Source organism: Luteimonas sp. AC640a (assembly GCF_979256585.1).
Genome location: NZ_CEEDOV010000007.1, coordinates 345,939 through 363,435 on the forward strand (window position 1 = coordinate 345,939; position 17,497 = coordinate 363,435).

Sequence of the window (17,497 nt, forward strand, 5' to 3'; positions counted from 1 at the left end):
GACGAGACACGACACGCGCCATCCCCGCACGCAGGGAAGGGCGTCAGGCTACAGCTGCGACTCCACCGGCAGCCACCGCACCACGTTCGCGCCCACGCGCTGCAGGCGGGTGCTGTCGGGTTCCACCTTCAGCGGCGCCGGTGGGTCTCTGTCGCGGTCGAGCCAGCGCGTGTCGCCGTCGGCGTTGAGGTACACCCAGTAGCTCATGCCCGGCGCGGTGAGGTGCCTGTATTCCTTGAACAGGGCGGCGCCCAGTGCAGGGTCGTCGAACAGCACGCCCATTTCGGTGTTGAGGTTGGCCGAGCGCGGGTCGAGGTTGAACGAGCCGACGAAACCGCGTCGGCCGTCCACCAGGATCGCCTTGGTGTGCAGGCTGGCGCCGCCGCTGCCGAACAGGCTGCTGGCCGCTTTCGCGTCCGCCTGGCTGCGGGCCTCGAACAGATGCACGCCGCCCTCGAGCAAGGTGTTGCGATAGCGCAGGTAACCGCCGTGTACGGCGACCACATCGTTCGCGGCCAGCGAGTTCGTCACCACCGAGACGTGCACGCCGCGCTCAGCCAGGTGCACCAGTCCGCTGGTGCCCTGCACGCCGGGCACGAAGTAGGGCGAGATCAGCAGCGCGGACCGCTCGGCCTTCACGATGTCGCCAACCAGGCGCTCGACCAGCCAGTCCTCGCGGTCGTCGCCGCGCCATTTGATCGGCGGGTCGGACATGATGCGGACGTTCTCGCTCCAGATCGGCGTGAGCCCCTGGGAGAAATAGCCGCGCACGGTCGGCGACAGTTCCGTCGCATCCAGATAGCGGCGCGCTTCTTCGCTGCCGGCTTCTTTGTGGATCCGCGCCAGCACCGCGCGGATCGTCGACTTCGACTTGCGGTTCAGCGCCTCGATCGGAATCGCCGCTTCGCTGTTCCAGAAGTCGTCGAAGATCACGCTGGCATCGGCCACGGCCGGGCCGAACAACACCATGTCGAGATCGTGGAAATTGAATTCCTCGGCGGCGCTGAAGTACTCCTCGCCCACGTTGCGCCCGCCGACCACCGCCACGCGGCCGTCCGCGATCCAGGCCTTGTTGTGCATGCGGTGGTTCACGCCCCAGGCGCGCTGCACCATTTCCAGCAGGCGCATCACGCCGGTGCGGTTGCGGAACGGGTTGTAGACGCGCAGCTCGATGTTGTCGTGCGAGTCCATCGCCAGCAGCGTCTCGTCCATCTTGCCGATGCCCATATCGTCGAGCAGGATGCGCACGCGCACGCCGCGCTCGGCCGCCTCCCAGGCTTCGTTGGCGAGCATCCGTCCGGTCAGGTCGTCGTGCCAGATGTAGTACTGCAGATCGAGGCTGCGCCCGGCATTTCGCGCGGAGATCGCGCGCGCGGCGTAGGCGTCCACGCCGTCGGGCAGCATGATCGCGCCGGTCTTGCCGTCGTGACGCGCCAGTAGCGGCACCAGTTCGCGGTCGAGCGGGGTCGCGTCCTCGGACAGCGGCAGCGTCTGGCTCGGCCTGCCCGTGGCCGGCGGCAGCAGATGGTCGGCCACGAATACGCTGCTCACGGCCATCACGAGCAACGTGAAAAGTCCCCAGCCGATCAGTTTCTTGACGCGCTTCTTCATGTGCAGGGGCCTGAGGTCATCCGGACAAGCATCGCAGATGCGCCGCCCACGCGTCTTCGCAGGGAGGGTCGCGGCGCCTGCGACCGCGCCGGTGCAGCGTGGACGACATCGCGACGGTCATCGATCCGTTGCACACTGCGGCGGGGGATCCGTCGCTGTCCGCCCGGCAGGTCCGGGCGCGTTCGATATGCGAACCACGGAGGCTTCATGGCGACCCGGAAGACCACGCGCAGCGTTGCGCCCAAGGCGACCACCCCGCGGCTGCTCGACGCACGCCCCGACACCGCGGATTTTCGAGACCGTATGTTCGAACCCACGCTGGTCGACGTGCCCAGCGAGATGCCGCTGGCGCGCTTCGTCGCGTTGCGCGTGCCGGTGCTCGACCAGGGGGATGCGGGCGCCTGTACCGCCTACGGCCTCGCGACCGTCGCGCACACCTTGCTGCGGCGCCGGCGGCCCGATCCGGTCACGCGGCGCATCAGCACGCGCATGCTCTACGACATGGCCCGCCGGTATGACGAATGGGAAGGCGAGGACTACGACGGTTCCAGCTGCCGCGGCGCGATGAAGGGCTGGCATCGCCATGGCGTGTGCGCCGAGGAATGCTGGCCGGACACGCCCGGCCGCCCGCTGCAGGAGGTCTACACCGAAGAACGCGCGCGCGCCGCGCAGGCACATCCGCTCGGCGCCTATTACCGCGTCAACCACAAGGACTTGGTGGCGATGCACGCCGCGTTCGCGGAAGTGGGCGTGCTCTACGCCTCGGCCGCCGTGCATGCCGGCTGGATGGCGCCGCCGAAATCAGGTGTCATCGAATGGACCGAGCAGACGATCGCCGGCTACCACGCGTTCGCGATCGTCGGCTACGACCGCGATGGCTTCTGGATCCAGAACTCCTGGGGCACGCGCTGGGGCAAGCGCGGCTTCGGCTGGGTCAGCTACGACGAATGGCTGCAGCGCGGCACCGATGTCTGGGTCGCGCGCCTCGCCGTGCCGGTGCGTCTGCAGCGCGTACAGGCCGTGGCCGCCAGCAACTCCGCGTTGGCGCGGCAATCGAACGGCTACTCGCAGGCCGACCTGCGTCCGCATATCGTCAGTCTCGGCAACGACGGCCGCCTGCGCACCAGCGGCCGCTTCGGTACCGGCCAGGACGCGGTGCGCAATCTCATCCGCGAAGACCTGCCGCGCATCACGAAAGACTGGCCGAAGAAGCGCGTGATGGTCTACGCGCACGGCGGCCTCGTGCCGGAACAGGCTGCGATCCAGCGCGTCGCCGACCTGCGCGAACTCATGCTGCCGCAGCAGATCTACCCGCTGTGCTTCGTCTGGAAGACCGACGTCTGGAGCACGCTCGGCAACGTGCTGCGCGACGCCGTGCGCCCGCGTAGCGAAGGCTTGATGGACAAGGCCAAGGGCGTGCTGCTGGATCGCGTCGACGACACCATCGAACCGCTGGCGCGCGCGCTCGGCGGCAAGGCGATGTGGGACGAGATGAAGGAGAACGCGCTGCTGGCGACGACGGCCGTCATCCGCAATGGCGATCAACTCACCGAAGCCGGCGGCGCTGCGCAGGTCGCGCGCCTGCTTGGCGAATGGATGCAGGCAGATCCGACCGTCGAACTGCATCTCGTCGGCCACAGCGCGGGCTCGATCCTGCTCGCGCCGCTGGCGCAACTGCTGACGTCCGATGGACTCGTCGCCACCGGCCCGGCTGCCAGCATGCAGGGCATCGGCCAGCGCATCGCCAGCCTCAACCTGTGGGCGCCGGCGATGACCATGGCGCTGTTCGAACAGAGCTTCGCGCCTGCGCTGGCCGCCGGCACGATCGCGCACGCCGGCCTGTTCACGCTGAGCGACCGCGCCGAACAGGACGACCACTGCGCCCGCGTCTACAACAAGTCACTGCTGTACCTCGTCGCCCACGCCTTCGAGGAACGCGCCCGCAGCTGGGTGCGCCGCGAATACCGCAACGGCACGCCACTGCTGGGCATGGCGCGCTTCATCGAATCCAACGGCGCCATCCGCGACCTGCTGGCGACCGGCAAGCTCGACTGGATCCAGGCACCGATGCAGGGCGATCCCACGCAAGCGGCGGATGGCAGCGCGGCCACGAGTCACGGCGGTTTCGACGATGACAGCGCGACGCTGCAGGCCACGCTGTGCCGGATCCTCGGCGAGCGCAGCACCACGGCGCCGGTGCGGATTCACCGCTCGGAATCGGGCTTGGCGGATTGCCGGGCGCGGTTGAGTGAGGCGTTGGAGCCGGTGGGGCGGCGGTGATTTGGGCTGTCTGACCCGGTGCGCAAGTCGCTGGGCCCCGGCGTGACCAGACATGCGTCTGTTGAAAGCCGCCGGGGGGCGGGGTGAGAGGTGGTTCTCTGGCGCTTGAGCTTTCATAGCGAAGATCAACTGGATGACCAGTCCTTCGGCTGTCGAAAGGTTTTTTCGCGTGCGATTGGATGACGGTGTGAGGTCTGCGTGCCCCGGTAGCGCCGCACACTGCGCGAACGTCAAAAATGGATGACCAGCCGTTCGGCTGTTGAAAGGCGCTGGGGCCCATTTTGATCTGCGTGTTTAACGTCGGCCCTCGCACGCCACCCGACTGACGCCCGCCAGACATGCCGTCGAGTCCAATGGCACACCCGCCCAGCTCCGCCTCGCCGTGCCCAGTCCCGATCCAGGCAGCAACGTCGACACCCTCTGGACCATCGGTCACTCGACGCGGTCCTGGGACGACTTCCTCGCACTACTCACCCACTGGCGCATCGAGGCCATCGTCGACGTGCGGCGGTTTCCCGGATCACGCCGCTATCCCTGGTTCGCCAGCGAGACGATGGCCGAGCAGTTGTTGGCGTCGCACATCGACTACCACTGGCTGCCGCAACTCGGCGGCCGCCGCCGTGCGCAGCCCAACTCGCCGAACGGCGCGTGGCGCAGCGCCGCGTTCCAGGGGTATGCCGACCACATGGCCAGCGATGAATTCGCGGATGGTCTCTCGCAGACACTCACGGTGGCGGCACAAAAACGCACCGCACTGATGTGTGCTGAGGCGCTGTGGTGGGGATGTCACCGCCGCCTGATCGCCGATCTGCTGACCCATCGCGGTGTCGATGTCTGCCACATCCTGGAGATCGGCAAGGTGCAGCCGCACGTGATGCATCCCGATGCCCGGCCCGCCGGCGCGGATCTCGTCTATCCGCCGGCGCAAGCCGGCCTGTTCTGAAGCGTGCCGCTCAGCGGGATTCGAGCGACGCCTGCAACGCGGTCGCCAATGCGGCATCGCCGCTGACGAGATCCGCCCAGCGCAGTTCGAGGCCTTTGCGCTTGCCCTTCGGCACCAGCTTCAGGCCGTCGGGATCGATGGTCAGCGAGTACGCGTCCTCGCCGATGCGGACTTCGCGCTTGAGCGGTTTGTCGAGTGGGGTCATGGGCGGCGCTCCGAGAGTCGGGTCTGGATGCTGCGCCCGATGCTGTCGAGGGCAGGCAATGGTGGCGGTAGCGCTCTATGTCAGGGCGGAAGTCGCTGGGCCCAGGCGTGACCAGACATGCGTCTGTTGAAAGCCGCCGGGGCGACAGGCTAGGCGCAGTGACGCTCTATCGAACCGCCCGGATCCGCGAAAAATCAAAATGGATGACCAGCCGTTCGGCTGTTGAAAGGCGCTTCCAGCATGACCAGACATGCGTCTGTTGAAGGCCGCTGGGATGACGGCAACACGCTAAGCATCTCCAGCCGTCGCCCCAGCGCACGCTGGGGCCCATTTTGATCTTCAGCTGCCGGTACGCCGCAACCCGGGAACGCGCGAGCGCTCGTAAAAGCTTTTGTAAATGCTCCCTCAAAGCATTCACATGCAGCTAAAGATCAATCCACGCAACCCAGACCACCCGTCGCCCCGGCGCACGCCGGGGCCCAGCGACTCTGCTCTTCAGCCCCACCAGCCGAACACCCCACACACCCCGAAAATGCCGCACCGCAGCATATTTTCAACCGAAACAGCCCCGCGCCCCGCCGCTACAATCGACGCATCTTTTTCCCCCGCAGGAGCGCGCCATGAGCACGCCGGCCAGCCAGATCGATTCCACCGCCTCCGACCGTCAGCCCGAGTCCTCGCCGCTGCGCTTCGTCACTGCCGCCAGCCTGTTCGACGGGCACGACGCGGCCATCAACATCATGCGGCGGCTCATCCAGTCGCAGGGCGCCGAGGTCATCCACCTCGGCCACAACCGCAGCGTCGAGGACGTGGTGCGCGCCGCGCTGCAGGAAGACGCCGACGGCATCGCGCTGTCGAGCTATCAGGGCGGCCACGTCGAGTACTTCAAGTACATGGTCGACATGCTCAAAGAGCGCGGCGCCGGCCATATCCGCGTGTTCGGCGGCGGTGGCGGCACGATCACGCCCGAGGAAATCCGCGAGCTGCAGGGCTACGGCGTCGAGCGCATCTATCACCCGAACGACGGCATGAAGATGGGCCTTGTCGAAATGATCGAGGACGTCGTCAACCGCGCCGCATCCGCGCGCGATGCCGCCGTCCGCGACGATTCGGGCCACGCGCCCGACATCGACGACGAAATCGGCCTGGGCCGCGTACTGTCCGCACTCGAAGACGGCAGCATCAGCGAGAACGAACTCGCGAAGCTGCGCAAGACCTGGCAGCTGGCCGGCGGCCGGACGCCCGTCATCGGCATCACCGGTACCGGCGGCGCGGGCAAGTCCTCGGTCACCGACGAACTGCTCAACCGCTTCCTTGCCAGCTTCCCGCAGATGCGCATCGCGGTGATCTCGGTCGATCCCACACGTCGCCGTAGCGGCGGCGCCTTGCTGGGCGATCGCATCCGCATGAACTCGCTGCGCAGCCATCGCGTCTACATGCGCTCGATGGCCACGCGTCGCCAGAACGTCGCCACCAATGCGGTGCTCAAGGACTGCATCGGCTTCCTCAAGAGCCTCGCCTACGACCTCGTGATCGTCGAGACCGCCGGTATCGGCCAGTCGGATTCGGAGATCGTCGATCTCGTCGATTTCCCGATGTACGTCATGACCAGCGACTACGGCGCGGCCAGCCAGCTCGAGAAGATCGACATGATCGATTACGCCGAGCTGATCGTGCTCAACAAGTACGACAAGCGCGGCGCCGAAGACGCGCTGCGCGACATCCGCAAGCAATGGAAGCGCAACCGCGTCGCGTTCCAGACCGCCGATGCCGACGTGCCGGTGTATCCCACCATCGCCAGCCAGTTCAACGATCCCGGCGTGACCTGGATGTTCGACAACCTGTGCCGCCTGTTGCGCGAGAAGACCGGCGCCGGCACCCCTGTAGGAGCGGCCTCGGCCGCGACCGGGGCTTCGACCGGTGATGTCAAAGGCATCGCGGCCAAGGCCGCTCCTACAACAGCGTTGGCGTGCGATTTCCAGCCCAACCTCGACACCTCGCTCAAGGAACCGCGCGCCACCGTGCTGATCCCCGGCGCACGCGTGCGCTATCTGGCCGAAATCGCCGAATCCGGCCGACGCATCAACAGCGACATCGAGCGCCAGGCCGAAGCCGCCGACCGCGCCCAGGCCATGTGGCAGGCGCTGCAGGAACTGGACGACGCGCAGCTGCCAAAGGCGCTGGATCTTTACCACTCCGACGACCTGCAGCCCGCACGCGATCTCAACACCTCTCCCTCCGGGAGAGGTCGCGCCGTAGGCGCGGGTGAGGGTGCTTCCAGCGCGACCGTCGTCGACAGCCCATCCCCCGCGGTCCCCGCCGACCCCGTCCAGGCCGGCACCGCGCCTGACCCGAGCGCCGTCGCCCCCGCGGAGGCGGGGGCCCATGGACGTTCAGGCAGTGGAAGCGCAACGTCCTTGGATTCCCGCCTTCGCGGGAATGACGAACGAGTCGACCGCTCGCTTCTCACCCTGCGCCAGCGCTACAACGACGCCATCCAGGCGCTCAGCAGTGAATCGCTCAAACTCCTGCGCGACTGGCCGCAGCGTCTGAAGTCCATCACCGACGAATTCACCGAGTACCAGGTGCGCGACAAGTCGATCAAGGTCGACAACTACCGCGATTCGCTGAGCCACCAGAGGATCCCCAAGATCGCCGCGCCCACCTACAAGAGCTGGGGCGAGCTGTTGACCTTCCTCGGCAAGGAAAACCTGCCGGGCAGCTATCCCTACACCGGCGGCGTGTACCCGTACCGCCGCACCGGCGAAGACCCGATCCGCATGTTCGCGGGCGAGGGCACGCCCGAGCGCACCAACCGCCGCTTCCATTACCTCTCCGTCGGCCAGCCGGCCGCGCGCCTGTCCACCGCGTTCGACAGCGTCACCCTGTACGGCGAAGACCCGGCGCCGCGCCCGGACATCTACGGCAAGATCGGCAACTCGGGCGTCAACATCCCCACGCTCGACGACATGAAGAAGCTCTACTCCGGCTTCGACCTGTGCGCGCCTACCACGTCGGTGTCGATGACCATCAATGGCCCTGCGCCGATGATCCTGGCGATGTTCATGAACTGCGCCATCGACCAACAGATCGAGAAGTACCTCAAGGCAGACGACGCCCGCTGGAAAGAGGCCGAAGCCAAACTCGCCAAGCTCTTCGAAGGCCGCGAGCGCCCGCGCTACCACGGCGAATTGCCGCCCACCAATGACGGCCTCGGCCTGAGCCTGCTGGGCGTCTCCGGCGACCAGATGGTGGACGCCGACACCTATGCCGACATCAAGGCACGCACCCTCGCCACCGTGCGCGGCACCGTGCAGGCCGACATCCTGAAAGAGGACCAGGCCCAGAACACCTGCATCTTCAGCACCGAGTTCGCGCTGCGGATGATGGGCGACATCCAGCAATACTTCGTGGATCGCAAGGTCCGCAATTTCTACTCGGTCAGCATCTCCGGCTATCACATCGCCGAAGCCGGCGCGAACCCGATCAGCCAGCTCGCTTTCACCCTGAGCAACGGCTTCACCATAGTCGAGTACTACCTCGCGCGCGGCATGCGCGTGGACGACTTCGCGCCCAACCTGTCGTTCTTCTTCTCCAACGGCATGGACCCGGAATACACCGTCATCGGCCGCGTCGCCCGTCGCATCTGGGCCCGCGCCATGCGCGAGCGCTACGGCGCCAACGAACGCAGTCAGATGATGAAGTACCACATCCAGACCAGCGGCCGGTCCCTGCACGCGCAGGAGATCCAGTTCAACGACATCCGCACCACCTTGCAGGCGCTCTACGCCCTGTTCGACAACTGCAACAGCCTGCACACCAACGCCTACGACGAAGCCATCACCACGCCGACGGAAGAAAGCGTGCGCCGCGCCGTCGCCATCCAGATGATCATCAACAAGGAAATGGGGCTCAACTTCATCGAGAACCCCTGGCAGGGCAGCTTTGCCGTCGACTACCTCACCGACATCGTGGAAGAGGCCGTCTACAAGGAGTTCGAAGCCATCAGCGAGCGCGGCGGCGTGCTGGGTGCCATGGACACCATGTACCAGCGCGGCAAGATCCAGGAAGAGTCCATGTACTACGAGCACAAGAAGCACGACGGCTCGTTGCCCCTGGTAGGCGTGAACATGTTCCTGCCCAAGGAACACGCCGGCGAGATCGCCACCGAAATCGAACTGATCCGCAGCACAGAGGAAGAGAAAGGCCAGCAGATCGTGAACGTCCGCAACTGGCAGGAAGGCCGCAATGCCCTCGCGCCGAAGGGCGAGACCTCACACGCCCATCAGGCCGACGCCGACGAACAGGCGCCGATGGTCCACGACGGACATGGTCTGGCGTATCTTCAGAACGCGGCGCGGGAACGAAGGAATGTGTTCGAAGCGCTGATGGAGGCGGTGAAGACGCATAGCCTGGGGCAGATCAGCCATGCGTTGTATGACGTGGGTGGGGAATATCGGCGGAATATGTAGTTTTCTTGTTGTTTGAAGCTGGGTGTTGTGTCTGTATCTTGCTAAGGGGATGCCAGGAATGCGATTCGAGGATAAGGAGGTCAAGTCGATTGGCGACTTTATTAACAAGTTGGACGCGAATAGGACAGCAGGGCAGATAAACTGGTTTCGCGGCCATGATGCGATTGAATGGAAGCTTCAGCCTAATGTTGCGCGAGATGAAGCCGAACCATTAAGAAAAGAGCATCAATCTAGAAAAGCTTTTCGTCAGAATGCCGCATCACTTATTCAGCCCTTGCCGGTTGACGATTGGGGCTGGATGTTCCTGATGCAGCACTATGGGTTTCCTACCCGCCTGCTCGACTGGAGCGAGAGCCCATTAGTGGCTCTGTATTTTGCCGTTCAAAGCGAAGCATTGAGTGGCAAAGACGGCGTGGTTTGGGTGCTGACGCCTGAAGATCTTAACCAAAAGGCTGCCTTGTCAGCCGCAACTTTGAGTAACGGAATTCCCTTCTTCGGGATAGATCGAGATCTTGAGAGCTATGCGTACGAGAACGTCGTCGATAGTTCGGGGCAATGGCCGGTTGCTGCGTTGGCTTCAAGGAACTCACCAAGGATCGTGGCTCAACACGGAGTTTTCACCGTGTTCCATAGTGTTTTTGATCCTCTGGAGGACTTGCACGACAAGAAGCATCTGTGGCGCTACATAATTAAGTCTGGCGATAAGCCGAATATCCGCAAAGAGCTGGACCTTCTTCGCGTAAACGGATTCTCGATGTTCCCGGAGCTTGACAAAGCAATTTCGTTGCTTAAGGCGGGCATTCGATGAAAAAGTCTATAAGCTTTCGTTTTCTGCGCGAAGCGACGGTGGCAGATATGTATAGGTTAAGGAAAGAGATCGACCTTAATCCTCCGTATCAGCGCGAGGGCGATGTCTGGTCGCTGGATAAGAGGCAGCTTCTAATAGATTCTGTTCTGAACGGATTTGATCTTCCAAAATTTTACCTTCACGATCTTGGCATAAACGGTGGCCAGAATAGGTTCGCGGTGGTGGACGGTCAGCAACGCCTCCAAGCGTTGTGGGGATTCATGTCTGACGAGTTTTCTCTGGCGAATGACTTCGAGTTATTGGACTCCCAAGTTCCATCGCTTGCTGGAAAGAAATACTCCCAGCTAGGGCTAGTGGCCCCATCTCTGAAGCGCGACTTTGATTTTTTCCCGCTGACGATTGTAAACGTGTCGACCGAAGACGAATCCCTTATTGAGGACATGTTTTGTCGTTTAAATGAAGGTGCTCCTTTGAGTGCTGCTGAGAAGCGCCGAGCAATCGGTGGTTTTGTGATGGACGAGGTGAATAATCTAGTCCAGCACGATTTCTTTAGGGATATAGTGCCGTTCCGAAACCATAGATCTCGACATGCTGATGTCGCGGCTAAGCTTCTGTTTCTTGAATTTCAAGAATCTATTAGTGACACAAAGCGAGAGTCTTTGGATCGATTTGCGCGGACATTTTCTAGAGTCGGCGATTCCGGGGTTAAAATCGCTGCCGGGCGAGTTGCCGGTGTTCTGGATTTTATTTCGAATGTTGCTCGCCAGCGAGATCCTATCTTTAAGTCTGTGGGGCTAGTGCCAGTGCTATATTGGCTGGCTAGGACTTTGATGGTCTCTGGGCGTGAGGAACATTTCAAAGTTGATGAAGTTGAGGCGTGCTTGGCACTACGCGATGAGCTTAAGAATGGAAATTCTGGTCTAAGTGATGCTGAGGCCTCTGCGTTCAGAGAGTTCTTCCGGCTTTCTCAGACCCCTAATGATGCATCGTCAATTTCTTTCCGTTTACGAGTTCTAGTTGACCGGCTTGTCCCTCAAGGGGATCAATCTGATGTGCGAGACGCGTTTGGTGGTTTCGCCATGGACAAGTGACCTAATGAAAATAGAGGAGGGCGCCGGTCAAAGTAACGGTGCCAGGTTCACTTACTGAGTTTGGCTGGACAATGCGCGGAGCGGATGCCAGCGAAGCGTCGGATCTTGGCTTCGACCATCGGAGAAGTAAACCTGGCATCGTTTCCTCGCCATGCGTTGCGGGGAGTAACGGGGTCAGAGGCACTTATCTAGAATGACTCCTCCCGAAGGGGTCGGAGCCTTATTCTCGTGGAGTAGCGTTGTCGCGTTTACATATCTGGGTCGGAGCTGGGCGAACAGCGACGTCGGCCGGTTGAAGGCTGCATGCGACAGGGCTGAAGCCGCGGCGTATTGCAAAGGAATGAGAGTGTTGATTAATCGACGTTTTGTATTCAGGCACTATTGGTGGATCGCCATTCTGATTGGTAGTGCGTTTGTATTTACGGCGTACTTGTATGGCGGCGGTGAGCGGGTTGGACTTATTGGGAGCAGCGTTGCCGGGGCCTTAGGATTTTGCTATTTCGTTCAGCAACAGAAGCTTGCGGAAACACATCTTTTCCATCAGCTTTTCACGAGTTTCAATGCTCGCTATGACAGGTTTAACGGTCCGCTTATCGAAATGGTAGGTAATGGGGCTAAAATTACGCTTGATCAGCGTAATATCATAGTCGACTATTTCAATCTGTGCGCGGAAGAGTACCTATTCTATCGAGAGGGTTATATACCGCGGGAGGTGTGGCGGTCCTGGTGTCGGGGTATGGCTTGGTACCTTAAGCGTCATCCGTTCAAAGACGTTTGGAACGAAGAGATTAGAACCGAGTCGTTCTATGGTCTAACAGAACAAGTGATTCGCGATGGTGCCGCCTAATCGACAAAACATGGGACAGTGTAAGAGGATGAATAACGGGGTCGGGTGCACTTATCTAGGATGACGCCGCGCGAGCGGCGACGTAGGCCAGTCAGGGGGAGGGCGTGCGACAGGGATTGAAGCGGGTGGCGCATCGTCGCAACGATGCGCTGACAGGGGTGCGGTGGGACCGGTTGGAGCATCTGCTCTCCGTGTACTACCGGGATGTGGGGGTATAAGGTCACGCACGTGGGGACGGGCGCGACGGACGGCCGGTTCGACGGTGGCGTCGATCTGGAGCTGCGTTGCGATGGGCGCTGTTGATGACGAATAAAAGGGGTCAGGTTCACGTATCCAGGATGACGCCAAGCGAGCGGTGACGCAGGGCAGTCAGGGGGCGTCGGAGACACGCTCCCCAGTCTCTGCGCTACGATCGTTTGACGCACACAGGGAGAGGTGAAATGCGCTACTCAACGATTTTGGTTGTTGCTGCGATAGCCCTGCTATCCGGGCTGATACCCAGTCCGAGTTCAGCGCAACAGACCATCCCAGAGCATCCCTCCACTACACAAAGCTGGGGCCTCCCATCTGGTCCATGGATTGCCTTTGCCGGAAGCCTGACGAACTCCATGACGGGTTTTGTTTACGGCGAGTCTGAGCGATTGGCGGAACGAGCTGCCCTCCAGATGTGCGAAGAACGGGGTGGTGGAGAGTGCGAAGTTGAGTTCACTTTGGAGTTGGGATGTGCGGCTGTTGTTTCCGGCGATGGAAGAAGCAATTGGGCTTACCGTCCGGACTCCGAAGACCAAGCGATTAGTTCTGCGAGGCAAGATTGCGGAAAAGAATGCAGAGTCATTTGGTCCGGTTGTACGACGCCTCGTTCTAGACGCTGGCGCTGATTGCCGAATAACGGGGTCAGGTTCACTTATTTTGGATGACGCCGCGCGAGCGGCGACGTAGGCCAGTCAGGGGGACGGCATGCGACAGGGATTGAAGCGGGTGGCGCATCGTCGGGACGATGCGCTGACGGGGGTGCGGTGGGACCGGCTGGAGCATCTGCTCGCCGCGTATTACCGGGACGCGGGCTATCAGGTCGAGCACGTGGGAACCGGCGCATCGGCTGGTCGGTTCGATGGCGGCGTCGATCTGAAGCTGCAGCGCGACGGTCGGGTCGTGCTGGTGCAGGTCAAGCACTGGAACGCCTACAAGGTGCCGCACAACGAGGTGCATCAGCTGATCGGGCTGATGGTCAACGCGCGCGCCGATGCCGCGATCCTCGTCACCAGCGGTGAGTTCACCAAGGCCGCGATTGAGGCGGCGACCCGCAACGGGCTGGTGCAGCTGATCGACGGCGACGAACTCCGCGCAATGCTGGGGCCTTTGCCGGAAGCGCCGCCCGCAACGCGCACCGCCGACAGTCTGGCTGCGCAGGTAGGGGAACACCTGCTGCACGCGGCCATGGATCGCGCCTTGCCGGCTGGCCGCAAGGCGGCAACGTCCTGGGCCAAAGCCACCGCCGCAACGCTGGCGCTGAAGGGCTTTGCTCTCGTAGTGATGTTGCTGGTCGTGTACCAGGTGATCCAGGCGCTCAGTCGGAATCTCGACCAGAGCCTGCAGTCCGTCGGCCGACCTGCGACGGCGGCCATCCAGCGTCCTGCACCAGCGCCACAGTTCGTGCCGTCGCGCTCGGCCGTCGCGGCCACGCCCGCAGTCGCGAGCTTCTGCATCGACCACGATCCGCGCACTGGTGCCAGTGTCGACCGCTGCGCGGAACACGCCGCACGCCCGAAGCCCAGCCTCGCGGATGTCCGCGAGTCGCAGCGCAAGGCAGATGCCGCGATGGAGGTGCTGCGCGCTTCGACACCCGAAATGTGAGAACAGACTCCGCGCCTCTGGTCCACCGGGCGGAGAACGGGGTTAGGTTTACTCGTCTGTCCTGGCTGTCGATTAGAAGGGCGCACGCCAGCGAAGCGATGATCTCCGCTTCGAACATGGCGCGGGAATCGCCGCGACCTGGGCGACGACTGGGATCAGTAAGAAGACGCCGTGCGGGCGGTGACGTGGTCCGGGGAACAGCGTGCGACAAGGTTTTGAGGTTGGTCCGAACGGTGCGCTGGCAGGGTGTAGGGGGGGGAGTGTGAGAAACGGGGCTTTTAGTGGCCTGAGACTAATTTCAGAACGCGCGCAGGGCTGACGTGGTCGACCTTGCGTATCAAGAATTTTTGCAGCGAGGGATTGCTATGAAACTGAAATTTTTTTGGAATAAGCAGGATAAATGCGAGGAAGCGAAGAGCCAGCGTCGAGAGGAGTTCAAGAATAATTCGGCTGCTCAAACTCTCCAGTACCGAGCCTTGTTCGAAGGAGAATCGTGTGGCCCGGATACGAAGCTTCACAAAGCTCTCGCTCAAGCGTTGGAAACGCGAAAATTTGAGATAGAAATGTACTGGAAGCGCGCGACTTATTTCTGGACTCTGATCGGCGCGAGCTTAGTTGGCTACGGTGTAGTAAATAGTTCAAGAGTGCTCAGTGGTGCAGACGTTGATGATAGGAAATTGCTTGCGTGTGTGATTTCAGCCCTTGGCCTGCTGTTCTCAGTGGCTTGGCTGCTGGTCAATAAAGGTAGCAAGCAGTGGCAGGAAAACTGGGAAAATCATGTTGATATGCTGGAGGATGATGTCATTGGCCCTCTTCATAAGACAGTTTTGCGTCGACCAAAGGCTTCAGGGGGTGCCTATTTCAAAGAGCTAATTTCGGGGCCGGCGGCGTTTTCAGTTTCTGCAATTAATCAGATAATTAGCTACTTCACTGTCTTAATTTGGACTGTGATGTTTGTGCGCACTTTGCTGCCTTTTTCGACTGATCAAGGCGTGCGTATTGAATGGGTTGTCGCGTTATTTTTAGCGGCTAGCCTCTTTCTTTTCTTCTGGGCCGGTCGAACACACGTCGATAATCATGGGAACCGAGCGAAGTTGAGACTTTCGCGGGTCGTGTTTGTAGACCCGGAGCGCATGGAGATCGACCGACTGCCAGCGAAGGTGGAATAACGGGGTCAGGTTCACTTATCCGCCTTGCTGGGTCGATGCGCAGGACGTACGCCAGCAAAGCGCCTCATCTCGGCTTCAACCATGGTGCGGAAGTCGTCGCGGCCCCAGGCGCGCTGTTGTTGCAGGTATTCGCGGATCGCGTGGGGTCTTCTTCGGTCACAGCTTCGTCGAGCATGTCCCGCCAGCGGCGTGCGCGCATGAGTGGATCGGAATCGAGTGCCAGCCATGCCGGGTGGGGCGTCAGCATCGATCCTTTGCATTCGCCCAGATGGGCCGCGCAACTGGACCAGCGCCAGGCGACCGCATCGTCGGTGATTCGGGCGCGTACCGGATTGAGTTCGATGTAGCGCTGGCAGATCAGCACGTAACGGTCGCTATCGACAAGACACGACTTGTAACGGCCCTCCCAAAGCGTGCCGGTGCGACGGTGGAGGGCATTGAACAGGCCGACGTACTGGCGTCCGAGCCGCTGCATGAGTCGCCCGATGTCGCCAGCGGCGGCCGGCGTGGCCAACAGATGCACGTGGTTGTCCATCAGAACGTAGGCATGCAGCTGCACGCCGGTCGCCATCAGCGCGTCCTGCAGTCCCTGCAGATACCGCAGGCGGTCACCATCGTCGAGGAAACACGGCAGGCGATTGTTGCCGCGCTGCACGGTGTGCTGCGGAATGCCAGGCAGATCGAGGCGGGGCAGGCGAGCCATTAGACGCAGCGTGCCGCTCCGGACGCGGTGCGCGCATCGGTCGAGTCTGTAGATGGCTGGCCGGTCGAATGATCGGAGCGTCGGGGAAATGAACCTGACTCCGCTCAGCCTTCCTGTCCGAATCGCAAAGCACAACGCGTTATCTCCGGCATCTAGGGCACGCCCTAGGTCAGTTATCAGGCGAATTTCACATGTCGTCCACGTACGCCAATTTCGCCTGAAGACACACGGAAACTGCGGCAAAAACGCCGCTATATTCCGGACTCCCCCGAAGCAGGAGAACTGAAATGTCGCTCATCCAACAGCATAAGAAGACGGCACAAATGGTCGGCGTGGCGCTGGTCGCGGCCGTGGGGCTTGGTGGCTGTGCCACCTACAAGGACGACTTCGCACGCATCGATACGCGCCTCGATACCCTCGACTCGCGGGTGCAGGGTGCGGCCCAGAGCGCGGAATCCGCCAACCAGTCGGCGACGCAAGCCAATCAGCGCCTGGATACGATGGAACGTCGCGTCCAGCAGCTGGAAACGGCGCCGCGTCGCACGCCGCGCGGTTGATCTGATCGGACCGGGACCCGCTGGCCTGCCGGCCACGGGTCCCGGTGTGTCACCCGTTCTTTTGAGGAGTGTTCCCATCGCCAGGTCCCCACACGCTGCGATGCGGGTTTTCCACGGTGCGCTGCTGCTTGCGTTGGTATCCGCCAGCGTGGGCGTGGCCATGGCCGAGGAACCCGCGGCACGACCGGTTGCCTCGGTCGATCAGCTTCCGCCCGGACAAGAGGTGTCCGACACGGTGATCGAGCTTGCGGGCTGGATCATCGCTGCCGACGACAACCACGGCTACCCATTCGCGGTGATCGACAAGGCCGCCGCGCAGGTACTGGTGTTCGGCGGCGACGGCAAGCTGCGGGGCGCAGCCCCCGGGCTGTTCGGGTCGGCGGTCGGCGACCATGCGGCGCCCGGCATCGCCGGTCTTGCGCTTCGCGAGATTCCGGGGCGGGATCGCACCACGCCTGCCGGACGTTTCGTAGGCGGATACGGTCCATCCATCGACGCCGGGCGCGTGCTCTGGGTGGACTACGATTCCGCCGTCTCGATGCACCCCACGGCCAGCGGCCTTCCGGCCGAGCGACGCGATGAGCGTCTGGCATCGCCCACGCCGGACGACAATCGTGTGACCCACGGGTGCATCAACGTCGCGCCCGCGTTCTACGAACAGGTCGTCAGCACGACGTTCGAGAAGGGTGGCGTGTTCTACATCCTGCCGGACAAGGATTCGATGGCGGAGACCTTCCCGGATTTCGCGGAAAGCCGCGCGTCGTCGAAACGCGAGGATTGATTCGAACAGCGGTGCCCAGGGACGTGCGCCTGGCGCTGTTCGACAACGGGGGCCGGCTACGCGCTCTGTCTCTCGCGGGAATCAGCGGTGCCTGATTTGGGAAATCGCGGTGCAAGGTGCGCTTATGCGACGGCACGCTCGCGACGCGGACACTGCCGCTGACCTCACGCAAGAAG

14 protein-coding genes are annotated in these 17,497 nt (G+C 62.3%); 11 read left to right on the forward strand and 3 right to left on the reverse strand.

What is annotated here, in order from left to right; genetic code table 11:
* Nucleotides 1-48: 48 nt before the first annotated feature.
* Nucleotides 49-1,611, reverse strand: coding sequence for a phospholipase D family protein (locus ACZ9YD_RS05825; RefSeq protein WP_465074176.1), 1,563 nt, complete (start codon nt 1,609-1,611; stop codon nt 49-51).
* Between the two features lie 207 nt (nt 1,612-1,818).
* Between ACZ9YD_RS05825 and ACZ9YD_RS05830 the strand changes: the two genes are divergently transcribed.
* Together ACZ9YD_RS05830 and ACZ9YD_RS05835 are read left to right on the forward strand one after the other, a co-directional pair.
* The gene (locus ACZ9YD_RS05830) at nt 1,819-3,891 is read left to right on the forward strand and encodes a C1 family peptidase (protein ID WP_465074177.1); all 2,073 of its coding nucleotides are present in this window, start codon (nt 1,819-1,821) and stop codon (nt 3,889-3,891) included.
* Between the two features lie 382 nt (nt 3,892-4,273).
* A complete protein-coding gene (locus tag ACZ9YD_RS05835; protein ID WP_465074178.1) occupies nt 4,274-4,834 on the forward strand; it encodes a DUF488 domain-containing protein in 561 nt (186 codons plus the stop codon).
* Nucleotides 4,835-4,844: 10 nt separating this feature from the next.
* Here ACZ9YD_RS05835 and ACZ9YD_RS05840 read toward each other — a convergent pair whose 3' ends face one another.
* Complete coding sequence (locus ACZ9YD_RS05840; protein ID WP_465074179.1) at nt 4,845-5,039, reverse strand: hypothetical protein; 195 nt, start codon at nt 5,037-5,039, stop codon at nt 4,845-4,847.
* 620 nt (nt 5,040-5,659) lie between these two features.
* Between ACZ9YD_RS05840 and ACZ9YD_RS05845 the strand changes: the two genes are divergently transcribed.
* The 7 genes from ACZ9YD_RS05845 to ACZ9YD_RS05875 all read left to right on the forward strand — a co-directional run bounded on the left by ACZ9YD_RS05845 (nt 5,660) and on the right by ACZ9YD_RS05875 (nt 15,280).
* On the forward strand, nt 5,660-9,511 hold the full coding sequence (locus tag ACZ9YD_RS05845) for a methylmalonyl-CoA mutase family protein (RefSeq protein WP_465074180.1): 3,852 nt from the start codon (nt 5,660-5,662) through the stop codon (nt 9,509-9,511).
* A 58-nt stretch (nt 9,512-9,569) separates the two neighbouring features.
* On the forward strand, nt 9,570-10,319 hold the full coding sequence (locus tag ACZ9YD_RS05850) for an FRG domain-containing protein (RefSeq protein WP_465074181.1): 750 nt from the start codon (nt 9,570-9,572) through the stop codon (nt 10,317-10,319).
* Nucleotides 10,316-11,410 carry a DUF262 domain-containing protein gene (locus ACZ9YD_RS05855; protein WP_465074182.1) on the forward strand — a complete coding sequence of 365 codons (1,095 nt, stop codon included), beginning with the start codon at nt 10,316-10,318 and terminating at the stop codon, nt 11,408-11,410. The genes ACZ9YD_RS05850 and ACZ9YD_RS05855 overlap by 4 nt, the downstream gene beginning before the upstream one ends.
* A gap of 340 nt (nt 11,411-11,750) precedes the next feature.
* The gene (locus ACZ9YD_RS05860) at nt 11,751-12,257 is read left to right on the forward strand and encodes a hypothetical protein (protein WP_465074183.1); all 507 of its coding nucleotides are present in this window, start codon (nt 11,751-11,753) and stop codon (nt 12,255-12,257) included.
* Nucleotides 12,258-12,697: 440 nt separating this feature from the next.
* Nucleotides 12,698-13,135 carry a DUF4189 domain-containing protein gene (locus ACZ9YD_RS05865; RefSeq protein ID WP_465074184.1) on the forward strand — a complete coding sequence of 146 codons (438 nt, stop codon included), beginning with the start codon at nt 12,698-12,700 and terminating at the stop codon, nt 13,133-13,135.
* Between the two features lie 100 nt (nt 13,136-13,235).
* The gene (locus ACZ9YD_RS05870) at nt 13,236-14,111 is read left to right on the forward strand and encodes a restriction endonuclease (protein ID WP_465074185.1); all 876 of its coding nucleotides are present in this window, start codon (nt 13,236-13,238) and stop codon (nt 14,109-14,111) included.
* A 365-nt stretch (nt 14,112-14,476) separates the two neighbouring features.
* Nucleotides 14,477-15,280, forward strand: coding sequence for a RipA family octameric membrane protein (locus ACZ9YD_RS05875; protein WP_465074186.1), 804 nt, complete (start codon nt 14,477-14,479; stop codon nt 15,278-15,280).
* A 64-nt stretch (nt 15,281-15,344) separates the two neighbouring features.
* On the opposite strand, the gene ACZ9YD_RS05880 is transcribed toward ACZ9YD_RS05875, so the two are convergent.
* A complete protein-coding gene (locus ACZ9YD_RS05880; RefSeq protein ID WP_465074187.1) occupies nt 15,345-15,983 on the reverse strand; it encodes a transposase in 639 nt (212 codons plus the stop codon).
* 287 nt (nt 15,984-16,270) lie between these two features.
* Here ACZ9YD_RS05880 and ACZ9YD_RS05885 point away from each other — a divergent pair, with 287 nt between their 5' ends.
* Nucleotides 16,271-16,540, forward strand: a complete 270-nt coding sequence (locus ACZ9YD_RS05885) for a hemolysin XhlA family protein (protein WP_232135700.1) — start codon at nt 16,271-16,273, stop codon at nt 16,538-16,540.
* A gap of 100 nt (nt 16,541-16,640) precedes the next feature.
* Nucleotides 16,641-17,321: a hypothetical protein gene (locus tag ACZ9YD_RS05890; RefSeq protein WP_465074188.1), complete on the forward strand. Its 681-nt coding sequence runs from the start codon at nt 16,641-16,643 to the stop codon at nt 17,319-17,321.
* Nucleotides 17,322-17,497: the final 176 nt, after the last annotated feature.

Bases quoted from the DNA above. Each gene is read 5' to 3' on its own strand.
- ACZ9YD_RS05875 (WP_465074186.1), top strand. From the start codon at position 14,477: ATGAAACTGAAATTTTTTTGGAATAAGCAGGATAAATGCGAGGAAGCG.
- ACZ9YD_RS05885 (WP_232135700.1), top strand. From the start codon at position 16,271: ATGTCGCTCATCCAACAGCATAAGAAGACGGCACAAATGGTCGGCGTG.
- ACZ9YD_RS05865 (WP_465074184.1), top strand. From the start codon at position 12,698: ATGCGCTACTCAACGATTTTGGTTGTTGCTGCGATAGCCCTGCTATCC.
- ACZ9YD_RS05840 (WP_465074179.1), bottom strand. From the start codon at position 5,039: ATGACCCCACTCGACAAACCGCTCAAGCGCGAAGTCCGCATCGGCGAG.
- ACZ9YD_RS05880 (WP_465074187.1), bottom strand. From the start codon at position 15,983: ATGGCTCGCCTGCCCCGCCTCGATCTGCCTGGCATTCCGCAGCACACC.
- ACZ9YD_RS05855 (WP_465074182.1), top strand. From the start codon at position 10,316: ATGAAAAAGTCTATAAGCTTTCGTTTTCTGCGCGAAGCGACGGTGGCA.
- ACZ9YD_RS05830 (WP_465074177.1), top strand. From the start codon at position 1,819: ATGGCGACCCGGAAGACCACGCGCAGCGTTGCGCCCAAGGCGACCACC.
- ACZ9YD_RS05860 (WP_465074183.1), top strand. From the start codon at position 11,751: ATGAGAGTGTTGATTAATCGACGTTTTGTATTCAGGCACTATTGGTGG.
- ACZ9YD_RS05850 (WP_465074181.1), top strand. From the start codon at position 9,570: ATGCGATTCGAGGATAAGGAGGTCAAGTCGATTGGCGACTTTATTAAC.
- ACZ9YD_RS05845 (WP_465074180.1), top strand. From the start codon at position 5,660: ATGAGCACGCCGGCCAGCCAGATCGATTCCACCGCCTCCGACCGTCAG.
- ACZ9YD_RS05825 (WP_465074176.1), bottom strand. From the start codon at position 1,611: ATGAAGAAGCGCGTCAAGAAACTGATCGGCTGGGGACTTTTCACGTTG.
- ACZ9YD_RS05890 (WP_465074188.1), top strand. From the start codon at position 16,641: ATGCGGGTTTTCCACGGTGCGCTGCTGCTTGCGTTGGTATCCGCCAGC.